Here is an 18,910-nt window from a genome sequence, read left to right as displayed (position 1 = left end):
CACCTCGACTGGTCCCTGCCAGTCTTTATCGGAAGGAAATCACCATGCAAACCACGCCCTCTGGCCTGCAATACGAAGACACCACCGTCGGCTCCGGCGCCGAAGCCACCGCCGGCAAGCACGTCACCGTGCACTACACCGGCTGGCTGTACGAGAACGGCCAGGCTGGCCGCAAGTTCGATTCGAGCAAGGACCGCAACGACCCGTTCGTGTTCCCGCTGGGCGCCGGCCACGTGATCCGCGGCTGGGACGAAGGCGTGCAGGGCATGAAGGTCGGCGGCGTGCGCCGCCTGGTGATCCCGGCCGATCTCGGCTACGGTGCGCGCGGCGCCGGTGGCGTGATCCCGCCGAACGCGACGCTGCTGTTTGAAGTGGAACTGCTGGCGGTTTAACGACTGTGGCTCCCGCGAAGGCGGGAGCCACAACCAAGGGTCTTGTCAGATCCGGGGGCCTGCCCAGGCCCCCTCAGAAACCGATGGCGGCGTTGCCGACGTCGACGCGGACCTTGTCGCGGTCCAGCAGCCGCGCCGCATGGCGCGCATATTCCTGCGCCCAGGCAGGATCGCCGGAGAAGCGTGACTCTCCGGAAAACTTGGCGACGTTCAGGATCTTGTCGATGACCAGCACCTTGCCGACCGGGCTCGACGCCTGGCAATCCAGCTCGGTGTACTCGCGGTCGAACCAGCGCCACGCCGCATCCTCGGCCACCGCGGCCAGCTCGTCCGCGCCGATCGTGAAGTCATATTCCTTGCCGCTGCCGAACACCACCGTAAGCGTACGCGTCATCGCAGGTTCCTCCTGGTCGGATGAAGCTCCCATTGTAAAGACTGCCCGCCACCGCGTGCCAGCAAAACGCCCCGGGCTGACCGCGGACAAGCTTGCGCGGGCACGCATCGGTCCCGGCATCGCGCGGGGTGGCAAGAGTGGCAAGGCCGCCGTGCGGCGGCGACCGTTGCCTAACACCCACACCGATGCCGCCGGCTCAGGCATTTCCGGGAAAAACTGGCACTTATGTCATTTTCCCCACCTGCCCGGGACGCTGCTTTGATTTATGCTTGCAGCATGGCCATTACGCGACAGGACCTCGAATCCGACCGGCTGCGCACCTCGCTGTGCAGTACCCCGGTCGCGTCCTCGCTGTTGCCCGAGCACGTGCTGGAGCAGTCCCTCTGCGACGCGCTGGCACGCAAGCCCGACGACCCCGCGCTCGACGGCGATGTCTGGGTGTTCGGCTATGGCTCGCTGATCTGGAACCCGATGGTGGTGCACACCGAGCGCCGGCGCGCAACCGTGCATGGCTACCACCGCGGCTTCTACCTCTATTCCCGCATCAACCGCGGCACGTGGGACAACCCGGGGCTGGTGCTGGGCCTGGATCGGGGCGGCTGCTGCCACGGCATGGTGTTCCGGATCCCCAGCCACGTGGTCGAGCAGGAGTTCCGCGTGCTATGGCGCCGCGAGATGCTGACGGGCGCCTACCACCCGCGCTGGCTGCGCATCCGCACCGGCGGGGATGGCCATGGTGATGGCGATGAGGGTCCGGAGCAACGCGCCCTGGCCTTCGTCATGAACCGCGCGCACGAGTCCTACGCCGGCCGGCTGCCGGACACCAGCGTGGTCGAGCGGCTGCGCCACGCCGCCGGACTGTACGGCCCGGCGCGCGAATACCTGCAGCAAACCCTGCTGGGGCTGGCCACCAACGGCGTCGACGATCCCTACCTGGGACGGCTGTGGCGCCAGCTCCAGGCGGGCGATGCCGCCGACGCCGAAAGTGCCGCCGCCAAAACTGGCCCCGCCGGCACCCGCGCGGACGATACCCCGCCCTTGCCGGCCCGGCCTCGCGAAACCGCCTGAGCCCAGGAGCTGCCGCCATGACGCGCCCCGCCACCCGCAGCCGCAGACAAGCACTCAATGAGATGCTGGGCCTGATGGGCTTGCTGGTCGGGGGCAGCCTGCTGGCGGCACAGGGCGGCCAGACTTTGGCGGCACGCCCCGGGGCCGGCGCCGCCAGCCAGCCCGGCGCCGCGCGGCCGCGCGGCACGGCGCGCGCCCCCGTGCGCAGTGAAGGCCTGAGCGCACTCGACCGCAACCTGATCACCGCCGCCGGTATCGGCGACCAGGACATGGTGGCGCGCCTGCTGGCCGCGGGCGCCACCGCGCGCGCTGCCGACGAACGCGGCCGCAGCGCGCTGCTGGCCGCCGTGCAGAGCCGCCACGTCGAAGTCGCGCGGATGCTGATGCTGGCCGGCGCGGACGTGAACCACAAGGACGCCGACGCCAACAGCCCCTTCCTGCTGGCCGCCGCCAGTGGCCAGGCCGAGATCGTCCGGCTGGCGCTGGCGCATGGCGCGGACCTGGCCAGCACCGACCGCTACGACGGCACCGCGCTGATCGGCGCGAGCCAGCAGGGCCATGTGGAAGTGGTGAAGCTGCTGCTGAAAGCGGGCATTGCCGTCGACCACGTCAACAACCTCGGCTGGACGGCACTGCTCGAGGCGGTGGTGCTGGGCGATGGCAGCACGCGCTACGAGGAAACGGTGCAGCTGCTGCTGGATGCCGGCGCCGACGCCAACCTGGCCGACCGCGAAGGCGTGACCCCGACTCGCCACGCGCGCGAGCGGGGGTACAAGACCATGGTGAAGATGCTGATGCGGGTGCGGGGGCATTGAGCCTTGCCCTGGGCGGTTCGCATGCGATGGGAACCCGCCCCGGGCATAGGCTGGCAGCATAGATCAGGCCGCTGCGGGCTTCTGCTCTCCCTCAGCCCGAGCGTTTTCGCTCTCCTGCAGTTGCCGCCACATCACCTTTCCGGTTCCCGACTTTGGCAGCGCGTCCACGAGTTCCACCACCCGCGGATACTTGTACGCGGCCATGTTCTCCTTGGCCCAATCGATGATCTCGTCCGGCGTGGTCTTGCCCCTGGCATGGGCGCGCAGCACTACCACCGCCTTGACCGTCTCGCCGCGGTACGGGTCGCGCGTGCCGATGATGCAGGCCTCCTGCACGTCGGGGTGCTTGTACAGCAGGTTCTCCACCTCGGCCGGCCATACCTTGAAGCCCGACGCGTTGATCATGCGCTTGAGGCGGTCGGTGATGAAGTAGTAGCCCTCCTCGTCCATGCGCCCCAGGTCGCCGGTGCGGAAGAAGGTCTTGCCCTCGAATTCGATGAAAGACTCGCGCGTGGCGTCTTCCTTGCCCCAGTAACCCTTGAACACCTGCGGGCCGCAGACGATGATCTCGCCGATCTCGTTGGGCGGCAGTTCCTTGAGCGTGACCGGGTCGATCACGCGCGCGTCGGTGTTGAAGGTCGGCACGCCCAGGCACTGCAGCTTGGGCCGGTCCGACGGATTGCTGTGCGTCGGCGCCATGGTTTCTGACAGCCCGTAGCCTTCCAGGTAGCTCAGCCCGAACTGCTCGCGCAGCCGTTCGGCCACTGCCTGCGGCATGGCCGCGCCGCCACCGCCGATATAGCGCAGGCTGGACAGGTCGAACTGCTCCAGGTTGGGGCTGGCCAGGAAGTCGATGACCATGGTCGGGATATTGGTCCAGTGCGTGACCTGGTAGCGCGAGATCAGGCGGCCGGCCACCTCGCGGTCCCAGCGCGGCAGCATCACCACGGTGGCGCCGCTGTAGATCGGGCCGTTCATGCCGTACTGCATGCCGGTAACGTGGAACAGCGGCAGCACCGACAGGATCACCGACTCGGCGCCCGAGCCCGACCAGGTCGCGCCGCCGACGATGTTGTGCATGACCGAGCGATGCGTATGGATGCAGCCCTTGGGAAAGCCGGTGGTGCCGGAGGTGTACGGCATCACGGCCATGTCGTCAGGCCCGGCGGTATGCGGCCCCGGCTGCAGGCCGGCGCCCAGCGCTTCGGCCCATGCGGTCGCGCCGGCGGGCAGCGCGTGCGGCGTGGCCAGCCACGCGGGCGGTGCGTCTTCGGGATGCTCGTGCGTGGGCGGCAGCGCGTCGGCGTACTGCGTCACCAGCAGGTGCTGCAGGCGCTCGGCCGGCGCCAGTTCCGCCACGGCCTGATCCACGCCGGCGGCTAGGTCGGCCGTGCAGATCGCCACGCGCGCCTGACCATCGGTGACGTAGTGCTTGAATTCCTCGGTGCGGTTCATCGGGTTGACCGGCACCACCACCGCATCGGCGCGCAGGATCGCGTAGTAGCTGACGATGAACTGCGGGCAGTTCTGCATGTACAGCAGCACCCGGTCGCCCTTCTTCACCCCAGCCCTCTGCTGCAGCCAGCCGGCCAGCGCGGTGGCCTGCGCTTCCAGTTCGCGGAAGGTGATGGCGTTGCCGAAATAGCGGATCGCCGCCTTGTCGGCATAGCGCAGCGCAGACACTTCCAGGTTGTACCAGAGCGACGTTTCGGGCAGCACAATGGCGGTCGGCAGGCGCTTTGGCCAGAACTGCAAATGCGGGCGGGCTGGGTTCTGCATGAAACGTCTCCTGTGCGTCGGTCTTCGGACCGGGTCTGTCGGTATGGTCAAGGACTATAACCGAACGATCGTTCTATTTTCAACCGGTGGCTTTCCCGAACGCCAGGTGTGCGGCGACTGCGCGCAGCCGTTGTATTTGGCGCCTCCGCCCTCACAATAGAAGGATCTCCGCCTCTTTCCAGGACTGTTCATGAGCGACGTCAACCTGCAGAATTTCGAGACCGAAGTGATCGACGCCTCCCACCAGGCGCCGGTACTGGTCGATTTCTGGGCACCCTGGTGCGGCCCCTGCCGGACGCTGGGCCCGATGCTGGAACGGCTGGAGGCCGAAGCGGAAGGCCGCTGGAAACTGGTCAAAGTCAATGTCGACGAGAACCAGGAGCTGGCCGCGCATTTCGGCGTGCGCAGCATCCCCCATGTGGTGGCGATCGCCGGCGGCCAGGCCGTGGACCAGTTCACCGGCGTGCTGCCGGAGTCGGGGCTGCGCGAGTTCCTGGACCGGCTGGCGTCCGGCCAGGCCAGGTCGCCGCTGGCCGAGGCGCAGGAACTGGCCGCCGCCGGCAACCGCGACGGCGCCGAGACGCTGTTCGCCGACGCGATTGCCGCGGATCCGGAATCGGACGCCGCGCGGCTGGCGTATATCGGCTTCCTGCTGGACGGCAACGCCGTCGACCGGGCCAGGGCGGAGTTCGCGGCGCTGTCGCCGCGCGCCGGGCAGGAAGATGGCTACGGCGCACTGCGCACGCGCATCGAAGCCATGGAAAACGCCGCCGGCCTGCCCGACGAAGCCACCCTTGCCGGCCGCATCGACACCGATCCGCGCGACCTCGCGGCGCGGATGGACCTGGCGCGGCTGATGATCGCGCGCCAGCAATACGAGCCGGCGCTGGAGCAGCTGCTGGCGATCGTACGCACCGACCGCGGCTTCGAGGACGATATCGGCCGCAGGACCATGCTGTCGGTATTCGAGATGCTGGCCGACCGGCCCGAGGTGGTGTCGCGCTGGCGCCGCCAGCTAAGCACGTCGCTGAACTGAGCGGGGAGCCAATCGCCATGTCCACGCCCCGCCTGGTCGATTTCAAGACCGAACCCGCCCCGACCCACGACCGCCCGCGGCCCGACCGGCTGGTGTCGGGCAACCCCGACCGCACCACCTGGACACACTACAGCGCCGAACAAGGCGATTTCGACTGCGGCATCTGGGCCTGCGAGCCCGGCGCGTGGCGCATCGCCTTCCCGGCAGGCAAGGAAGAGTTCTTCCATGTGATCAGCGGCCGCATCCGCATCAGCGACGAGGCGGGCGAGGCCCGCGAATTCGGCCCGGGCGACGCCTGCGTGATCCCGGTGGGCTTCACCGGCCTGTTCCAGGTGCTGGAGCCGGTGCGCAAGTATTTCGTGGTGATCGACCGCGACGCGGCGCGGCCTGCCTGATCCCGGCTGGCTTCGCGGGCGTCAGGCCGCGGCCGGCCCTTCCACCAGCGTGAAGCCGTGCTCGCGCATATGCTCGACCATCATCGTGTCCATCGACTTGACGTGATGGTCGAACCAGCCTGACAGCTCGGACACCAGCCGGCGGCCCAGCCCGAATTCGCCGTCGGTATGGACCTTGTCGCGCACGGCGACGGCCACGGCCAGCACCTGCTTGTGCTCGCCCGCGTGGCAATGGCGCGGGCCGAAGCCCATCGCCTCCATCCACTGTTCTTCCTGCGCGAAATGGTGGCGCGTATGGTCGATCCACTCGTCCATCGCGGCCAGGAAGCCGGCATCGTCCGCACTGGCCACTGCGGCCAGCAGTTGCACGAACTCGGCGTGGGTGGCATCGGTGACCGGTTCGCCGAGATGGAGGTCTTCGGGCAGGCCGGCGGAGGAGAGCTGGTCTTTGGCGTCCATGGGGAGCGGCGGCAATCGTTGGAAAACGGCAAGGATACCGAATCGACGCGGCCCGGACCTGATCTTGCGCAAGCCGGGCGGGTATGCTGTGGGGTATGCGCCCCGCCCGCCACCTCTATCGCCCATGCCACGACTGATCTTCTTCTGCGGCCATGCCGGCACCGGCAAGACCACCCTCGCCCACCGCCTGATCGGCCCGCTGATGCAGGCCACCGGCGAGCCCTTCTGCCTGCTCGACAAGGACACGCTGTACGGCCGCTACAGTGCCGCGGCCATGGCCGCCATCACCGGCGACCCCAACGACCGCGACAGCCCGGCCTACCTGGACAATCTGCGCGACCCCGAATACCAGGGCCTGCTCGATACCGCGCGGGAAAACCTGGCGCTGGGCATCAGCGTGCTGGTGATCGGCCCGCTGTCGCGCGAGATTCGCTCGCACCTGCTGAGCGACCCGGAATGGCTGCAGGTGCCGCAGGGAACCACCGTCCGCATCGTGTGGGTGCACCTGCCGGAAGACGAGGCGCACGCGCGCATCATCCGGCGCGGCAACCCTAACGACGCCTACAAGCTGCAGCACTGGGACGCGTACCGCACGCGGCGCTTCATGCCGAGCGCGGACGAATTTCCCGAACTGATCTTCTTCGACAACCTGGCGCCGGGCGAGGCCGAGGTCGACGGCCTGCTGCGCGCGTTGAGCGCCTGAACGTCGGCCCGGCTTCAGCCGCGCGCGATCGCGCCGATCGCCGCCGACGCCGCCACGAAACCGAACACGGCCGTCACCGCCACCGACGAGCCGAAGCCCGCACAGGCCAGCCCCTGCGGCCCGCTCGCAGCCGGATGGCCGGCGTGCCCATCGTGCGGCGGCGCCTCGTCGATCTCGCAGGCCTGCTGCCCGGGCTCCGGATATTGCAGCGGCTCGTCGGAATAGACCGCGGCAATGCCGAACTTCTTTTTGGGGTCGCGGGTGAAACCCCACTGCTTGCGCAGCCCGGCGCGCACCTTGGACAGCAGCGGATCCTGGATCGTACGCGCCAGGTCGTCGATGCGCACGCGCGTGGGATCGAGCTGGCCGCCGGCGCCACCGCAGGTGATCACCGGCACGCCCTGGCGCCGCGCCCAGCCCAGCATTTCGGTCTTGACCCGCACGGCGTCGATGGCGTCGATCACGTACTCATAGCCGGCACCGAGCAGCGCGGGCACGTTGTCGGTGGTGACGAAGTCGTCGACCTGCGTCACCCGGCAGCGCGGGTTGATGTCAACGATGCGCTCGGCCATGGCCTCGACCTTGGCGCGCCCGTAGGCATCGCCCAGGGCGTGGATCTGCCGGTTGGTGTTGGACAGCGCGATATGGTCGAGGTCGATCAGGGTGATGCGCCCGACCGCGTTGCGCGCCAGTGCCTCGGCGGCCCAGCTGCCCACGCCGCCGATGCCGACCACGCACACATGGGCCGCTTCCAGCCGCGCCAGCCCCGCGGCGCCATACAGCCGCGCGACGCCGCCGAAGCGGCGGTGGTAGTCGTCGTCGGCCGGGCTTTCATGGGTCAGCGGCTCGGGCAGGCCAGGCAGATGGCCGGGGAGATCGCCGGGCAAGGGGTGTGCGGCATCGTTCATGCTGAGGGCTCGGAGCGTGGGGGACGAGGCGGCCGCGGCCGGGGCCGCGCCGGCGAAAAAATCCGGCATTATCCGGCGGCGATGTCAGCCAATCCCCGACAAAGACGGGAAGCGCGCAACTATACAATAGACCTGCAGTGTTCCGTTCGCCGCCCCACGCAAGCCCAGGCAAGCCTTTGAGGGCCCATTGAGGGCCGGCCGGTACCAGCGGACCTGCCCCGCCATAGAGGAGCCCGCCTCATGCCCGTGCGCCGCAAGGTCGTCCTGTGGAGTGTGCTGACACCGATCGCGCTGATCGCGCTGCTGTTGGTCCTGTTCCTGACCTTTGACTGGAACCGCGCCAAGCCCTGGCTCAACAACAAGGTTTCCGAGGCCATCGGCCGTCCCTTTGCCATCAACGGCGACCTGACCGTGACCTGGCGCCGCGGCGAAGGCGAGACCGGCTGGCATACGCTGGTACCGTGGCCGCGCCTGTCGGCACGCGACATCACCATCGCCAATACCGACTGGGCCAGCCAACCCAACCTCGCCACCGTACGCGAACTGATCTTCGTACTGCGCCCGATCCCGCTGCTGGCGCACCAGATCGCCGTGCCCACCATCGTCGTCGACAGCCCGGCGGTATGGCTGGAGCGGCTGGCCGATTCGCGCAACAACTGGACGCTCGAGTTCGGCCCCAAGAAAGGCCCGTCGAAATGGGAGCTGGATATCGGCGAGATAGTGCTGGCGCGCGGCAACCTGGCGCTGTCCGACCAGCTCAAGAAGATCGAGTTGCAGGCCCAGCTCGATACCATCGGCGAAAACCCGCTTTATGACAAGGCGCGCGACGGCGCGCTGGTCGGGCCGCAGGCGTCCGCCGTGCCGCCCGGGCCGCCGGCCAGCGCGGCGGCGGCATCCGCGCGGTCCGCGTCGGCCCCATCCGCATCGGGGCCGCCGGCTTCGGCCACTGCCGGCACCGACCGCTACGGCTTGCGCTGGAAAGCCACCGGCCGCTACAACGATGCCACCATCAATGCCAGCGGCAAGGCAGGCACCGTGCTGAGCCTGCGCAATACCGATGTGCCGTTCCCGTTCCTGGCCGATGTGCGCGTGGGCACCACGCGCGCGCTCATTGAAGGCACCGTGACCAATCCCGCCCACCTGGCCGCTGTCGATGTACACCTGACGCTGGCCGGCGACAGCATGGCCAGGCTGTACGCGCTCACCGGCGTGGTGCTGCCGTCGACGCCGCCTTATGAAACCCGCGGCCGGCTGATGGCCACGCTGCGCAAGGAAGGCTCGATCTACGAGTACCAGAAGTTCACTGGCCGTGTCGGCGGCAGCGACCTGTCCGGCACGCTGACCTTCACCAAGCGCGAGCCGCGCCCGCTGCTGGCCGGCACCCTTCTGTCGAACCAGTTGCGCTTCGTCGACCTGGCGCCCCTGATCGGCGCTGACGCCAAGCCCGGGCGCCCGGCCAAGGACAGCGCGGTCCGGCAGCCGCCCGACAAGGCACTGCCGGCGGCGCCGTTCCATACGGAACGCTGGGACAAGATCGATGCCGATGTGCACTTTGCCGGCAAGCGCATCATCCGCGACGCGGAGTTGCCCATCACCAACCTGGTCACCCACCTGAAGATGCAGGATGGCGTGCTGCTGCTCGATCCGCTCAACTTCGGCGTGGCCGGCGGCAACCTGGTGTCGACCGTGCGCCTGGACGGCAAGCGCGAGCCGATGGGCGCGGTGCTCGACATGACCGCGCGCCACATGAAGCTCAAGCAGTTGTTCCCCACCATCGACCTGATGCGCGCCAGCATCGGTGAACTCAATGGCAGCGCCAAGCTGACGGCGACCGGCAATTCGGTCGGGGCGCTGCTAGGGTCGTCCAATGGCGAGGCCAAGCTGCTGGTAGAGAACGGCACCGTCAGCAAGTTCATCCTGGAAGCGATCGGCCTGAACGTGGGCAGCCTGGTGATCAACAAGCTGTTCGGCGACAAGCCGGTGCAGATCAACTGCGGCGTCAGCGACTTTGCCTTTACCAACGGCATCGCGCGCGCGCGCACCTTCGTGCTCGATACCGACGACGCAGTCATCGAGACCACCGGCGGCATCGACCTGCGCAGCGAGCGGCTGGCACTGACCATCCACCCGGACTCCAAGGGCCTGCGCGTCTTTTCCCTGCGCTCCCCGCTGTACGTGGGCGGAACCATGAAGAAGCCGACGGTCAGCCCCGACATCGGCGTGCTGGCGCTGCGCGCCGGCGGCGCGCTGTCGCTGGCGCTGCTGGCGCCGGTCGCCACCGCGGTGCTGCCGCTGGTGGACCTGTCGCCTGGCGGCGACAGCAGCAAATGCGCCGCATTGCTGGCTGATCTGCGCAAGCGCCCGGTCGCGCCGCCTCCCGGCAAGACCTATAAGGATCCAAAGACAGGCGGCACCGCGGGCATGACCGCCGGCAAGCCGATTCCGCCGGAAACGCCCGGCACTGCCGCACAGGCGGAGGCGCAGGCCGGCCGCGCTGAACGCCCGGAACGCCCGGAACGCCCGGCCGAGCGCGAAGCGCGCAAGCCATTGCGCCCGGACAACGAGGCGGCGCTGTACAAGGGCGGTTGAGCAGACGCCACCACCGGCTCCTCGCCGGGAATGTCGCCGCGTGGCGACATGTCTGCAGTTGTCTGAAGCGAAACCGCAACACTTCCGCTGGCTGCGACATCCCGTCGCAGTTTGCCGTTGTAACTCGCCCACATGCGGCGCATAATTAAACGGCCATTTACAAGAAGTTTAAGCATGGCAAGCATCGGATGCGATGCGGGTTCGCCCGTCCGCATCCTTCGGAAGGCGCGGCTGCGGCCGCCCTTTGTTTCCGCTTCTTTCCGTTTTGTTGTCCGCCTCGGCGCGGCCGCCGGCCACCCGCGAGCGCGGTCCCACGACGCCACTCGCCCGCCCCCATGTCGCTGCCGCACGCCGCCGTCCCGCCGATCACCTGGCTGATCGCGCTGACGGTGTGCAACCACGTGGCATTCAACGCCAGCCGCGTGGTGGTGTCGCTGTTCGCGATTTCCCTCAAGGCTTCCACCGTCACGCTCGGCGTGCTGATGTCGCTGTACGCGCTGCTGCCGATGCTCCTGGCCATTCGCGCCGGCAAGCGCATCGACGAGATCGGCCCGCGCAAGCCGATGACCGCCGGCTCGCTGATGGTAGTGGCCGGCACGCTGCTGCCCGCGGTGTGGCATGAACTGGATGCGCTGTACCTGTCGTGCGCACTGATCGGAGTGGGTTTCATGCTGGTCCAGGTGGCCATGCAATTGCTGATCGGCCAGGTCTCTACCAACGACACGCGGCTGCGCAACTACACCTGGCACGCGCTCGGGCTGTCGGTGTCGGGCACGCTGGGACCGGTGGCGATGGGCTATGTCATCGAGCATGCCGGCTTCCGCCCCGCCTTTGCCGTGCTGGTCGCGGTGGCGCTGGTCGGCCAGGCCGGCCTGCAGTGGGTGCGGCCGCGGCTGCCGGCGCAGGGCGGCAATGCCAGCCGCATCGCCATCGAGGACGGCACCCGCCGTTCCACGCTGGGCCTGCTGCAGTATCCCGAACTGCGCGCCGTCTTTGTCGCCAGCGCGGTGCTGTCGGCGGCCTGGGACCTGCATGCCTTCCTGATCCCGATCCAGGGCTCGCGCATCGGGTTGTCGCCGTCGTCGATCGGCTGGGTGCTGGGCGCCTTTGCCATGGCAACCCTGATCATCCGCGTGGCGATGCCGGTGGTGTCGCGCCGCCTGTCGGAGTGGAAGATCATCCGCACCGCGCTGCTGGTGGGCGCGCTGGCCTACCTGGCCTACCCCTTCATCACGCATTTCTGGCTGATGTGCGGCCTGGCCTTCGTGCTCGGGCTGGCGCTGGGCAGCGCCCAGCCCAATGTCATGAACATCCTGCACACGGTGTCGCCGCACGGACGCGCCGGCGAGGCGCTGGGCCTGCGCTCGGCGGTGCTCAATACCAGCCAGGTGGTGTGGCCGCTGACCTTCGGCGTGGTCGGCACGGCGCTCGGCATGCTGCCGATCTTCCTGTCGATGGCCGGCGCGATGGGCGCGGCCGGCTACTACTCGCGGCGCCAGGGACGCAGGACGCTGCCACCGGCGTGAACACCGGCGCGCCCCCTGGCCGCTGTGACGCCGCCGGCACGCCTTGCCGGCGCGCAAATGCGGCCCCCGATGCATTCGCTATACTCGAATCAGCCGGACCTGCGCCCCCGCCCCCGGGCACGCCGCGCACCCCGACCGATTCTTTGATGATTGCGACATGACTCAACTCGCCGACCTCCGCCGTACCTATGTCCTGGGCTCGCTGTCCGAAACCGACGTGGCCCCCGACCCGATGAGCCAGTTCAAGCGCTGGTTCGACGAGGCGGTCACGGCCAAGCTGCCCGAACCCAATGCCATGACGCTGGCCACCGTCAGCGCCGATGGCCAGCCCTCGGCACGCATCGTGCTGCTCAAGGGCATCGACGACCGCGGTTTCACCTTCTTCACCAACTACGAGAGCCGCAAGGGCCTGGACCTGGCGGCAAACCCCCGCGCCGCGCTGCTGTTCCACTGGGTGCAGCTGGAGCGCCAGGTGCGGGTGGAAGGCATCGTTGAAAAAGTTGCCGACGACGAGAGCGACGCCTATTTCGCCTCGCGCCCCCTCGGCTCGCGCGTGGGAGCGTGGGCTTCCGAACAAAGCCGCGAAGTACCCGGCCGCGACGTGCTGGAACAGCGCGAGCTGGAATACCGCAGCAAGTTCGGCGACAACCCGCCGCGCCCGCCGCACTGGGGCGGCTACCGGCTGGTGCCGACCGCACTGGAATTCTGGCAGGGGCGTCCGTCGCGCCTGCATGACCGCATCGTCTATCGCGTCCACCCGGGCGGCGCCTGGCAGATCGTGCGCCTCTCGCCCTGACGCGCTGGCCGCGGAGGTCCGAACGGGTCTGTCCCGGGGGCTTCCCGAGGGTGCGCTGCACTGCCCGCAGAATTCGACTAAAGTGGGACTGGCGTCGCTTGGTGATTTTTACGCAAGCGCTCGCGACGGACTCGGGTCAAGGCTCGGGGCAGTACCTGCCTTGTCCGGAGGATCGGTCGAGCGTGTGCCGCAACCATCGGGAGGTGAAACGCATGTTCTTCAAGCAAGCCCTGGAAAAGCAACTCGACAACTGGATCGCCGACCTGCGTGACAATGCCAACCTGCCGGTCTGCTTGCGCCTGTGGGATGGCACCGAATATGCCCTTGGCCATTTCGACAAGCCGCAGGTCACGCTGACCGTGCGCGAGGCCGCAGCACTGCCGCTGCTGCTGACGCCAAGCCTGGACAACCTGGGCGAGGCCTACGTGCAGGGCAAGATCGACTTTGACGGCAGGCTGGCCGACATCATCAAGGTCGGCTACGGCCTGTCGGCGGCCGCCACGCGGCGTGCCGGCGGCGCGCTGGCCAAGGTGGCGCAGCATTTCTCGCACACCAGGCAGGAAGACAGGAAGTCGATCCAGTATCACTATGACGTCTCGAACGACTTCTACAAGCTCTGGCTCGATCCCAACATGGTGTACTCGTGCGCCTATTTCGAGAACGGCGACGAGGACCTGGCCACTGCGCAGCTCAAGAAGATCGACCATATCCTGACCAAGATCCAGGTGCAGCCCGGGCAGACACTGCTGGACATCGGCTGCGGCTGGGGCGCGCTGGTGCTGCGCGCCGCGCAGAAATACGGGGCGCGCTGCGTGGGCATCACGCTGTCGCAGAACCAGTTCGACCTGGCCACCGAGCGCGTCAAGGCGGCAGGGCTGTCCGACCGTATCGAGATCCGGCTGCAGGATTACCGCGACACTTCTGGCACCTTCGACCGCATCACCAGCGTCGGCATGTTCGAGCACGTGGGCAAGGACAACCTGCCCGGGTATTTCCGCCGCATGCGCGAACTGCTGGCCGATGACGGCTATGCGATGAACCACGGCATCACCTCGCCCGACCCCGACAACGGCCATACGCCGATGGACGGCGCCGAGTTCATGGACCGCTACGTGTTCCCGCAAGGAGAGCTGCCGCACATCGGGCTGGTGCTGAAGACGATGGAGCAAGGTGGCCTGGAAGCGCTCGACGTGGAACTGCTGCGCCGCCACTACGCGCAGACGCTGCGCCACTGGGCCGATAATTTCGAGGCAAAGGGCGAGACCATCCGTGATATGGTCGGCGAGAAGAAGTACCGCATCTGGCGCGTGTACCTGGCCGGCTGTTCGCATGCCTTCGAGACCGACAAGATGTCGATCTACCAGGTGGTCTGCCACAAGGCGGGGATGTCGTCGGCCATGGTGCCGTGGTCGCGCCGCTATATCTATGAGCAGCCCATCGGGGGCAACGGCTGAACGATACCGAACCCGACATTGACCGATTGACCGATTGACCGATTGACCGAAGACCTCTTTGGCGGGCTGCCCGTGCCCGCCCCGCAACAAGCTCCCGCCCCTCCCGCAAAGGCAGTCCGTGCCCAGGGCGTGCAACCCGCGCCGCCGGACGAGGCACTGCGCGCGCTGTCGGCGCGCCTGCCCGCCAACCTTTACTTCGGCACCTCGTCGTGGGCGTACCCCGGCTGGGACAAGCTGGTCTACGACGGCGAGTATGGTGACAGCATGCTGTCGCGCAAGGGGCTGGCCGCGTACTCGCGCCATCCGCTGCTGCGCGCGGCGGGCATCGATCGCGGCTTCTACGGGCCGATCCCGCTGGCGGACTACCTTTTCTACGCAGGGCAAGTGCCGGACGGTTTCCGCTTCGTGGTCAAGGCGCCGGCCAGCGTCTGCGACGCCTGGCTGCGCGGCTCGGACGGCGCAGGCCGGCTCGCCAATGCGGCGTTCCTGGACACGGAGATTGCGGTGCGCGACTTCATCGCCCCGGCGACCGCAGGCCTCGGCAGCAAATGCGGGCCGCTGCTGTTCCAGCTGTCGCCGATGGGCAGCCTGGCGGACAGCGGCATGTTCCTGGAGCAGCTCGACGCGTTCCTGGGCGCGCTGCCGCCGCTGGACCCGTCCATCACCCCGCATGCCTGCTATGCCGTCGAGCTGCGCGACCCGGCGCTACTGACGCCGCGTTATATCAAGCTGCTGCGCCGCCATGGCGCGCGCTTCTGCCTGTCGGCGCGCGACCGGCTGCCGGCGGTGCCGCGCCAGGCCGCGGCGCAGGCCTTGATGGATGAAGCCGGCCCAGGGCCGCTGCTGCTGCGCTGGATGCTGCACGCGGGCCGGCCATACGCGTATGCCGAGAAGCTGTACACGCCGTTCGACCGCATCGTCGACGACGATCCCGGCACGCGCGACGCCATCGCCGACGTGGTGGCGCGCACCGTGCGCGCCGGCCAGCCCGCCATCGTCATCGTCAGCAACAATGCCGAAGGTTGCGCGCCGCTGAGCATCGCGCGGCTGGCCGAGGCCATCGCCGCACGGCTGTAGGCGCCGGCTACACCCGCAGCCTGGCGGCGAACTGCTTGCGGAACTTGGCCAGCTTGGGCGAGATCACGAAGGCGCAGTAGCCCTGGCTCGGATGGTCCTGGAAGTAGTTCTGGTGGCCCTCTTCCGCGCGCCAGTACGGCTGCTCGGGCTCGACCTGGGTCACGATCGGGGCATCGTAGACCTTGGCCGCGGCCAGTTCGCGCATGACGTACTCGGCAACGGCGCGCTGCGCTTCCGAATGCGTGAAGATCACCGAGCGGTACTGCGGCCCGACGTCGTTGCCCTGCCGGTCCGGCGTGGTCGGATCGTGGATGGCAAAGAAAATCTCGACGATCTCGCGGAAAGTGATCACGGACGGGTCGAAGGTGACGCGCACCACTTCGGCGTGGCCGGTATCGCCTTCGCACACCTGCTGGTAGGTCGGATGATCCACATGGCCGCCGGTATAGCCCGACTCCACCGCGACTACACCCTTGACCTGCTGGTAGACCGCCTCCAGGCACCAGAAGCACCCGCCCCCCAGCGTGGCCGTTTCATATCGATGTTCCATGTTGCGCCGCCCCCTTGGCTGGTCTATGTCAATGTCGTGATTGTCCGGTGTCACGGACCTCAAGCATAAGCGCAGTCGGGCGCGCGCGCATCGGCCATGCGGCTGGACTGCCGCGTCAGCCGGGTTGCCGTTGCGATTCCAGCAGCGCCCGCAGCTGGGGCTTCATCACCTTGCCCAGCGCGCTGCGCGGCAAGTCATCGAGCAGCACCACCTCCCGCGGCAGCTTGAAGCGGGCGATGCGGGCGGCCAGCGCCTCGCGTACCGGCGCCGGGGCCAGCGGCGCGCGGTCGGCGCCCGGCGCCGGCACGATCACCGCCACCGGCACCTCCCCCCAGCGCGCGTCGGCCACCCCCACCACCGCGCACTCCTGCACGCCGGGCAGCCCGAGCAACACGTTTTCGATCTCGGCCGGATAAATGTTCTCGCCGCCGGAAATGATCATGTCCTTGCTGCGGCCGACCACTTCGATGCAGCCGTCGGCATCGCGGTGGGCCAGGTCGCCGGAATGGAACCAGCCGCCGGGCAGTCCGCCGGCAGGCTGGTTCCAGTATCCGGCCATGACGTTGGCGCCGCGCACCCACAGTTCGCCGACCTCGCCCTGAGCTACCTCGGCGCCGTCGGGGCCGGCCAGCCGCACCGTCACCTCCGGCACCGGCCAGCCGGCATAGCCTGGCCGCGCCATGGCGTCTTCCAGCTTCAGCACCACCGACACCGGTCCGGTCTCGGTGGCGCCATAGACCTGGCCGAGCGGCACCCCACGCGCGTGGAAAGCGTCGATATAAGACAGCGGGATCGTCGACGAACCGGCCATCACGCCGCGCAGCGGCGACAGGTCGGCGCTGTCCCAGCCGGGATGCTCCAGCACCGCCCGCAGCGTGGCCGGCACCATCAGCGACAGGCTCGGTCGCGCTTGCGCGACCGACGCCAGCCATGCGCCGGGCGCGAAGCGGTCATGCAGCGTCACCTGCGCCCCGGCCAGCAGCGCCGGCAGCGTCTGGATGCACAGGCCGCCGACATGGAAGGTCGGCAGCACCGACAGCACATGGTCGTCCCGCGTCATGCCGTGCGCCCACCAGCTGGCCCGCGCATTGGCCAGCAGCCCGGCCTGCGTATGGACCGCGCCCTTGGGCTTGCCGGTGGTGCCGGAGGTATAGGCCAGCAGCAGCGGCACGGCGCCGGCAACGTGCGGGAAGCTGGCAACGAGCGGCGCCGGGTGATCGACGATGCGTTCCAGATGCGCCAGCCGGCACTGGCCATCGCTGGCTTCCTGCGCCAGCGCGGCATGCGCGTCGTCGTGGAACAGCAACGCCAGCTGCGCATGGCCGGCGATGGCGTGCAGTTCGGCCGCGGCGAGCCGGTAGTTCAACGGCACGAACATCGCTCCGACCCGCGCGCAGGCGAACAGCAGCACCAGCTGCAATTCATGGTTCAGGCACAGCGTGCCGACGCGGTCGCCGGCGCGGATGCCCCAGGTCGCCGCCAGGTGGGCGCTGGCGCGCTCCACGCGGCGCCACAGCTCGCCGTAGCTCAACGTGCGGCCGAGGTAATGCAGCGCGGGCCGCTGCGGCGCCGCGTCGGCGTGCGCCCACAGCAGGGATGGCAGCGCGCCGGGTCCGGCGGCGCCGCAACGGGACGGGCCAGTGCTGGCGCCGCTCATTCGTCGCGCTCGCCGGATTCGTACAGCGTTTCGCGGCCCATGCGGTCCAGGATCAGCTCGGCGGTCCAGGGCAGCATCAGCGCACCGCAGCGCGAATCGCGGTACAGGCGCTCCAGCGGCAGGTCCTTGAGCATCGACTGCCCGCCGCAGGTACGGATCGCCAGCCGCGCGATATCGTTGGCGCCTTCCATCACGGTGTAGTGCGCGGCGTACAGGCGCAGGCGCTCGTCCCTGGAGGGGTTCGGCTTCGCTTCATGGATCACGCGCCAGAAGATCGAGCGCATGGTCTCGAGCTGGATGCGCATCTGCGCCACCGCGATCTGCTTGGTCGGGTACATGCGGCGCTTGACCGGCGGCTGGCCCGGCACCTCGCCGCGCAGGTACTGCACGGTGAAGTCGTAGGCGGCCTGCGCCACGCCGAGGTAGGTCGGCGACAGCGTGAAGAACATGGCCGGCCAGGTCTGCGCGGCGCGGTAGTAGACCCCGCGCGGCATCAGCTGCTCCTGGTCGGGCACGAACACGTCCTTGAGCAGCAGCGTGCGCGAGACCGTGCCGCGCATGCCCATCGGATCCCATTCGCCGGTGACGGTGAGGCCGTCGGCCTTGCCCGGCACGGCGATATAGAGGGTATCGCGCATGTCGGGATGCTGGTCGCCGCGGTCCTCGGTGCAGAGGATGCCGTAGTAGTCGGCGGCGCCAGACAGCGAGGCGAAGATCTTGCGGCCGTTCAGCACCCAGCCGCCTTCGACCTTGCGCGCGGCGGTGCCGAACGGCGCCTTGCCGGCGGCCGCGGCCGAGCCTTCCGAGAACGGCTGCGCGTAGACCGCGCCGTCGCGCACCACGCGCGCGAAATGCAGGGCGCGGCGGGCCTCGTGCTCGGCACGCTGTCCGGGCGTCATCTCGATGCCATCGGACAGCGTGCCGGTCCACATGGTCGAGCAGATATGCATGTTGTACGTCAGCGCGGTCGCGCCGCAGAAGCGGCCGATCTCGGCGCCCACCATGCAATAGGTGGCGAAGTCCGCGCCTTCGCCGCCGAAGGCTTCCGGCACGCACAGCCCCAGCAGGCCGGCTTCGCGCAGGTCGTCGTAGTTGGCGAAGGGAAAGCTGGCCTCGCGGTCCCAGGTGGCGGCGCGCGCGGCGAAGCGTTCGCGGCCCAGGCGGTTGGCCAGCGCCAGCAGGCGCGCCTGGCGCGGGGTGAAATCCGCCGTACCGACGGCAGGGATGAAGTCGAGCTGGCCGGATGGCATGTCGCGGTCTCCTTGGCGCCGGTCGATATGAACCTGCGCCGTTGATCTGGTTTTCAGGGACT

Annotated in this window: 18 protein-coding genes; 11 read left to right on the top strand and 7 right to left on the bottom strand. The window is 68.6% G+C overall.

The genetic code is table 11. From position 1 onward, the window contains the following. Positions 1 to 44 precede the first annotated feature (44 nt). Positions 45 to 392, top strand: a complete 348-nt coding sequence (locus J8I34_RS05020) for an FKBP-type peptidyl-prolyl cis-trans isomerase (RefSeq protein WP_018008195.1) — start codon at positions 45 to 47, stop codon at positions 390 to 392. A gap of 73 nt (positions 393 to 465) precedes the next feature. Here J8I34_RS05020 and J8I34_RS05015 read toward each other — a convergent pair whose 3' ends face one another. Beyond that, complete coding sequence (locus J8I34_RS05015; protein ID WP_029045498.1) at positions 466 to 786, bottom strand: hypothetical protein; 321 nt, start codon at positions 784 to 786, stop codon at positions 466 to 468. 276 nt (positions 787 to 1,062) lie between these two features. On the opposite strand from J8I34_RS05015, the gene J8I34_RS05010 reads away from it, so the two are divergent. After that, a complete protein-coding gene (locus J8I34_RS05010) occupies positions 1,063 to 1,854 on the top strand; it encodes a gamma-glutamylcyclotransferase (RefSeq protein ID WP_245175785.1) in 792 nt (263 codons plus the stop codon). A 17-nt stretch (positions 1,855 to 1,871) separates the two neighbouring features. Then, complete coding sequence (locus J8I34_RS05005) at positions 1,872 to 2,669, top strand: ankyrin repeat domain-containing protein (protein ID WP_084402364.1); 798 nt, start codon at positions 1,872 to 1,874, stop codon at positions 2,667 to 2,669. Positions 2,670 to 2,732: 63 nt separating this feature from the next. Here the strand turns inward: J8I34_RS05005 and J8I34_RS05000 are convergent, their stop codons facing one another. Next, positions 2,733 to 4,448 carry a long-chain fatty acid--CoA ligase gene (locus tag J8I34_RS05000; RefSeq protein ID WP_209805490.1) on the bottom strand — a complete coding sequence of 572 codons (1,716 nt, stop codon included), beginning with the start codon at positions 4,446 to 4,448 and terminating at the stop codon, positions 2,733 to 2,735. Between the two features lie 190 nt (positions 4,449 to 4,638). Between J8I34_RS05000 and trxA the strand changes: the two genes are divergently transcribed. After that, a complete protein-coding gene (gene trxA, locus J8I34_RS04995) occupies positions 4,639 to 5,484 on the top strand; it encodes a thioredoxin (protein WP_209805489.1) in 846 nt (281 codons plus the stop codon). Between the two features lie 17 nt (positions 5,485 to 5,501). Further along, the gene (locus J8I34_RS04990) at positions 5,502 to 5,879 is read left to right on the top strand and encodes a cupin domain-containing protein (RefSeq protein ID WP_209805488.1); all 378 of its coding nucleotides are present in this window, start codon (positions 5,502 to 5,504) and stop codon (positions 5,877 to 5,879) included. Between the two features lie 21 nt (positions 5,880 to 5,900). Here J8I34_RS04990 and J8I34_RS04985 read toward each other — a convergent pair whose 3' ends face one another. Beyond that, positions 5,901 to 6,338 (bottom strand): bacteriohemerythrin, encoded by a 438-nt coding sequence (locus J8I34_RS04985; protein ID WP_209805487.1) that lies wholly within the window; start codon positions 6,336 to 6,338, stop codon positions 5,901 to 5,903. Positions 6,339 to 6,462: 124 nt separating this feature from the next. Here J8I34_RS04985 and J8I34_RS04980 point away from each other — a divergent pair, with 124 nt between their 5' ends. Continuing rightward, positions 6,463 to 7,041, top strand: coding sequence for a P-loop nucleotide/nucleoside kinase family protein (locus J8I34_RS04980; protein ID WP_029045492.1), 579 nt, complete (start codon positions 6,463 to 6,465; stop codon positions 7,039 to 7,041). A gap of 14 nt (positions 7,042 to 7,055) precedes the next feature. On the opposite strand, the gene tcdA is transcribed toward J8I34_RS04980, so the two are convergent. Further along, entirely contained in the window at positions 7,056 to 7,949 is an 894-nt protein-coding gene (gene tcdA, locus J8I34_RS04975; RefSeq protein ID WP_029045491.1) for a tRNA cyclic N6-threonylcarbamoyladenosine(37) synthase TcdA, read from the bottom strand. Positions 7,950 to 8,189: 240 nt separating this feature from the next. Here tcdA and J8I34_RS04970 point away from each other — a divergent pair, with 240 nt between their 5' ends. From J8I34_RS04970 to J8I34_RS04950, 5 genes are all read left to right on the top strand, one after another. Beyond that, positions 8,190 to 10,538, top strand: coding sequence for an AsmA family protein (locus J8I34_RS04970; RefSeq protein ID WP_209805486.1), 2,349 nt, complete (start codon positions 8,190 to 8,192; stop codon positions 10,536 to 10,538). Positions 10,539 to 10,873: 335 nt separating this feature from the next. Beyond that, positions 10,874 to 12,064 carry an MFS transporter gene (locus J8I34_RS04965; RefSeq protein WP_029045489.1) on the top strand — a complete coding sequence of 397 codons (1,191 nt, stop codon included), beginning with the start codon at positions 10,874 to 10,876 and terminating at the stop codon, positions 12,062 to 12,064. A gap of 157 nt (positions 12,065 to 12,221) precedes the next feature. Further along, positions 12,222 to 12,860: a pyridoxamine 5'-phosphate oxidase gene (gene pdxH, locus J8I34_RS04960; RefSeq protein ID WP_029045488.1), complete on the top strand. Its 639-nt coding sequence runs from the start codon at positions 12,222 to 12,224 to the stop codon at positions 12,858 to 12,860. 212 nt (positions 12,861 to 13,072) lie between these two features. Next, on the top strand, positions 13,073 to 14,314 hold the full coding sequence (locus tag J8I34_RS04955) for a class I SAM-dependent methyltransferase (RefSeq protein WP_209805485.1): 1,242 nt from the start codon (positions 13,073 to 13,075) through the stop codon (positions 14,312 to 14,314). Positions 14,315 to 14,356: 42 nt separating this feature from the next. Next, on the top strand, positions 14,357 to 15,391 hold the full coding sequence (locus J8I34_RS04950) for a DUF72 domain-containing protein (RefSeq protein ID WP_209805484.1): 1,035 nt from the start codon (positions 14,357 to 14,359) through the stop codon (positions 15,389 to 15,391). A 7-nt stretch (positions 15,392 to 15,398) separates the two neighbouring features. Here J8I34_RS04950 and msrA read toward each other — a convergent pair whose 3' ends face one another. The 3 genes from msrA to J8I34_RS04935 form a co-directional block, all read right to left on the bottom strand. After that, positions 15,399 to 15,941 (bottom strand): peptide-methionine (S)-S-oxide reductase MsrA, encoded by a 543-nt coding sequence (gene msrA / locus J8I34_RS04945; protein WP_029045485.1) that lies wholly within the window; start codon positions 15,939 to 15,941, stop codon positions 15,399 to 15,401. A 115-nt stretch (positions 15,942 to 16,056) separates the two neighbouring features. Then, positions 16,057 to 17,598: a class I adenylate-forming enzyme family protein gene (locus J8I34_RS04940; protein ID WP_209805483.1), complete on the bottom strand. Its 1,542-nt coding sequence runs from the start codon at positions 17,596 to 17,598 to the stop codon at positions 16,057 to 16,059. Further along, complete coding sequence (locus tag J8I34_RS04935) at positions 17,595 to 18,848, bottom strand: acyl-CoA dehydrogenase family protein (RefSeq protein ID WP_209774096.1); 1,254 nt, start codon at positions 18,846 to 18,848, stop codon at positions 17,595 to 17,597. Before J8I34_RS04935 ends, J8I34_RS04940 begins: the two co-directional genes overlap by 4 nt. Positions 18,849 to 18,910 lie beyond the last annotated feature (62 nt).

Source organism: Cupriavidus phytohabitans, assembly GCF_017815025.1.
Taxonomy (GTDB): Bacteria; Pseudomonadota; Gammaproteobacteria; order Burkholderiales; family Burkholderiaceae; genus Cupriavidus.
Note: the sequence above shows the minus strand (reverse complement) of the source record. Positions and strands in the feature narration are given on the sequence as shown.

Excerpts from the sequence above, each read along its gene's own strand:
- J8I34_RS04940 (WP_209805483.1), bottom strand. The coding sequence starts at position 17,598 with ATGAGCGGCGCCAGCACTGGCCCGTCCCGTTGCGGCGCCGCCGGACCC.
- J8I34_RS05010 (WP_245175785.1), top strand. The coding sequence starts at position 1,063 with ATGGCCATTACGCGACAGGACCTCGAATCCGACCGGCTGCGCACCTCG.
- J8I34_RS04965 (WP_029045489.1), top strand. The coding sequence starts at position 10,874 with ATGTCGCTGCCGCACGCCGCCGTCCCGCCGATCACCTGGCTGATCGCG.
- J8I34_RS05015 (WP_029045498.1), bottom strand. The coding sequence starts at position 786 with ATGACGCGTACGCTTACGGTGGTGTTCGGCAGCGGCAAGGAATATGAC.
- J8I34_RS04985 (WP_209805487.1), bottom strand. The coding sequence starts at position 6,338 with ATGGACGCCAAAGACCAGCTCTCCTCCGCCGGCCTGCCCGAAGACCTC.
- J8I34_RS04980 (WP_029045492.1), top strand. The coding sequence starts at position 6,463 with ATGCCACGACTGATCTTCTTCTGCGGCCATGCCGGCACCGGCAAGACC.
- trxA (WP_209805489.1), top strand. The coding sequence starts at position 4,639 with ATGAGCGACGTCAACCTGCAGAATTTCGAGACCGAAGTGATCGACGCC.
- J8I34_RS05005 (WP_084402364.1), top strand. The coding sequence starts at position 1,872 with ATGACGCGCCCCGCCACCCGCAGCCGCAGACAAGCACTCAATGAGATG.
- J8I34_RS05020 (WP_018008195.1), top strand. The coding sequence starts at position 45 with ATGCAAACCACGCCCTCTGGCCTGCAATACGAAGACACCACCGTCGGC.
- J8I34_RS04955 (WP_209805485.1), top strand. The coding sequence starts at position 13,073 with ATGTTCTTCAAGCAAGCCCTGGAAAAGCAACTCGACAACTGGATCGCC.
- J8I34_RS05000 (WP_209805490.1), bottom strand. The coding sequence starts at position 4,448 with ATGCAGAACCCAGCCCGCCCGCATTTGCAGTTCTGGCCAAAGCGCCTG.
- J8I34_RS04970 (WP_209805486.1), top strand. The coding sequence starts at position 8,190 with ATGCCCGTGCGCCGCAAGGTCGTCCTGTGGAGTGTGCTGACACCGATC.
- J8I34_RS04990 (WP_209805488.1), top strand. The coding sequence starts at position 5,502 with ATGTCCACGCCCCGCCTGGTCGATTTCAAGACCGAACCCGCCCCGACC.
- tcdA (WP_029045491.1), bottom strand. The coding sequence starts at position 7,949 with ATGAACGATGCCGCACACCCCTTGCCCGGCGATCTCCCCGGCCATCTG.
- pdxH (WP_029045488.1), top strand. The coding sequence starts at position 12,222 with ATGACTCAACTCGCCGACCTCCGCCGTACCTATGTCCTGGGCTCGCTG.
- msrA (WP_029045485.1), bottom strand. The coding sequence starts at position 15,941 with ATGGAACATCGATATGAAACGGCCACGCTGGGGGGCGGGTGCTTCTGG.
- J8I34_RS04935 (WP_209774096.1), bottom strand. The coding sequence starts at position 18,848 with ATGCCATCCGGCCAGCTCGACTTCATCCCTGCCGTCGGTACGGCGGAT.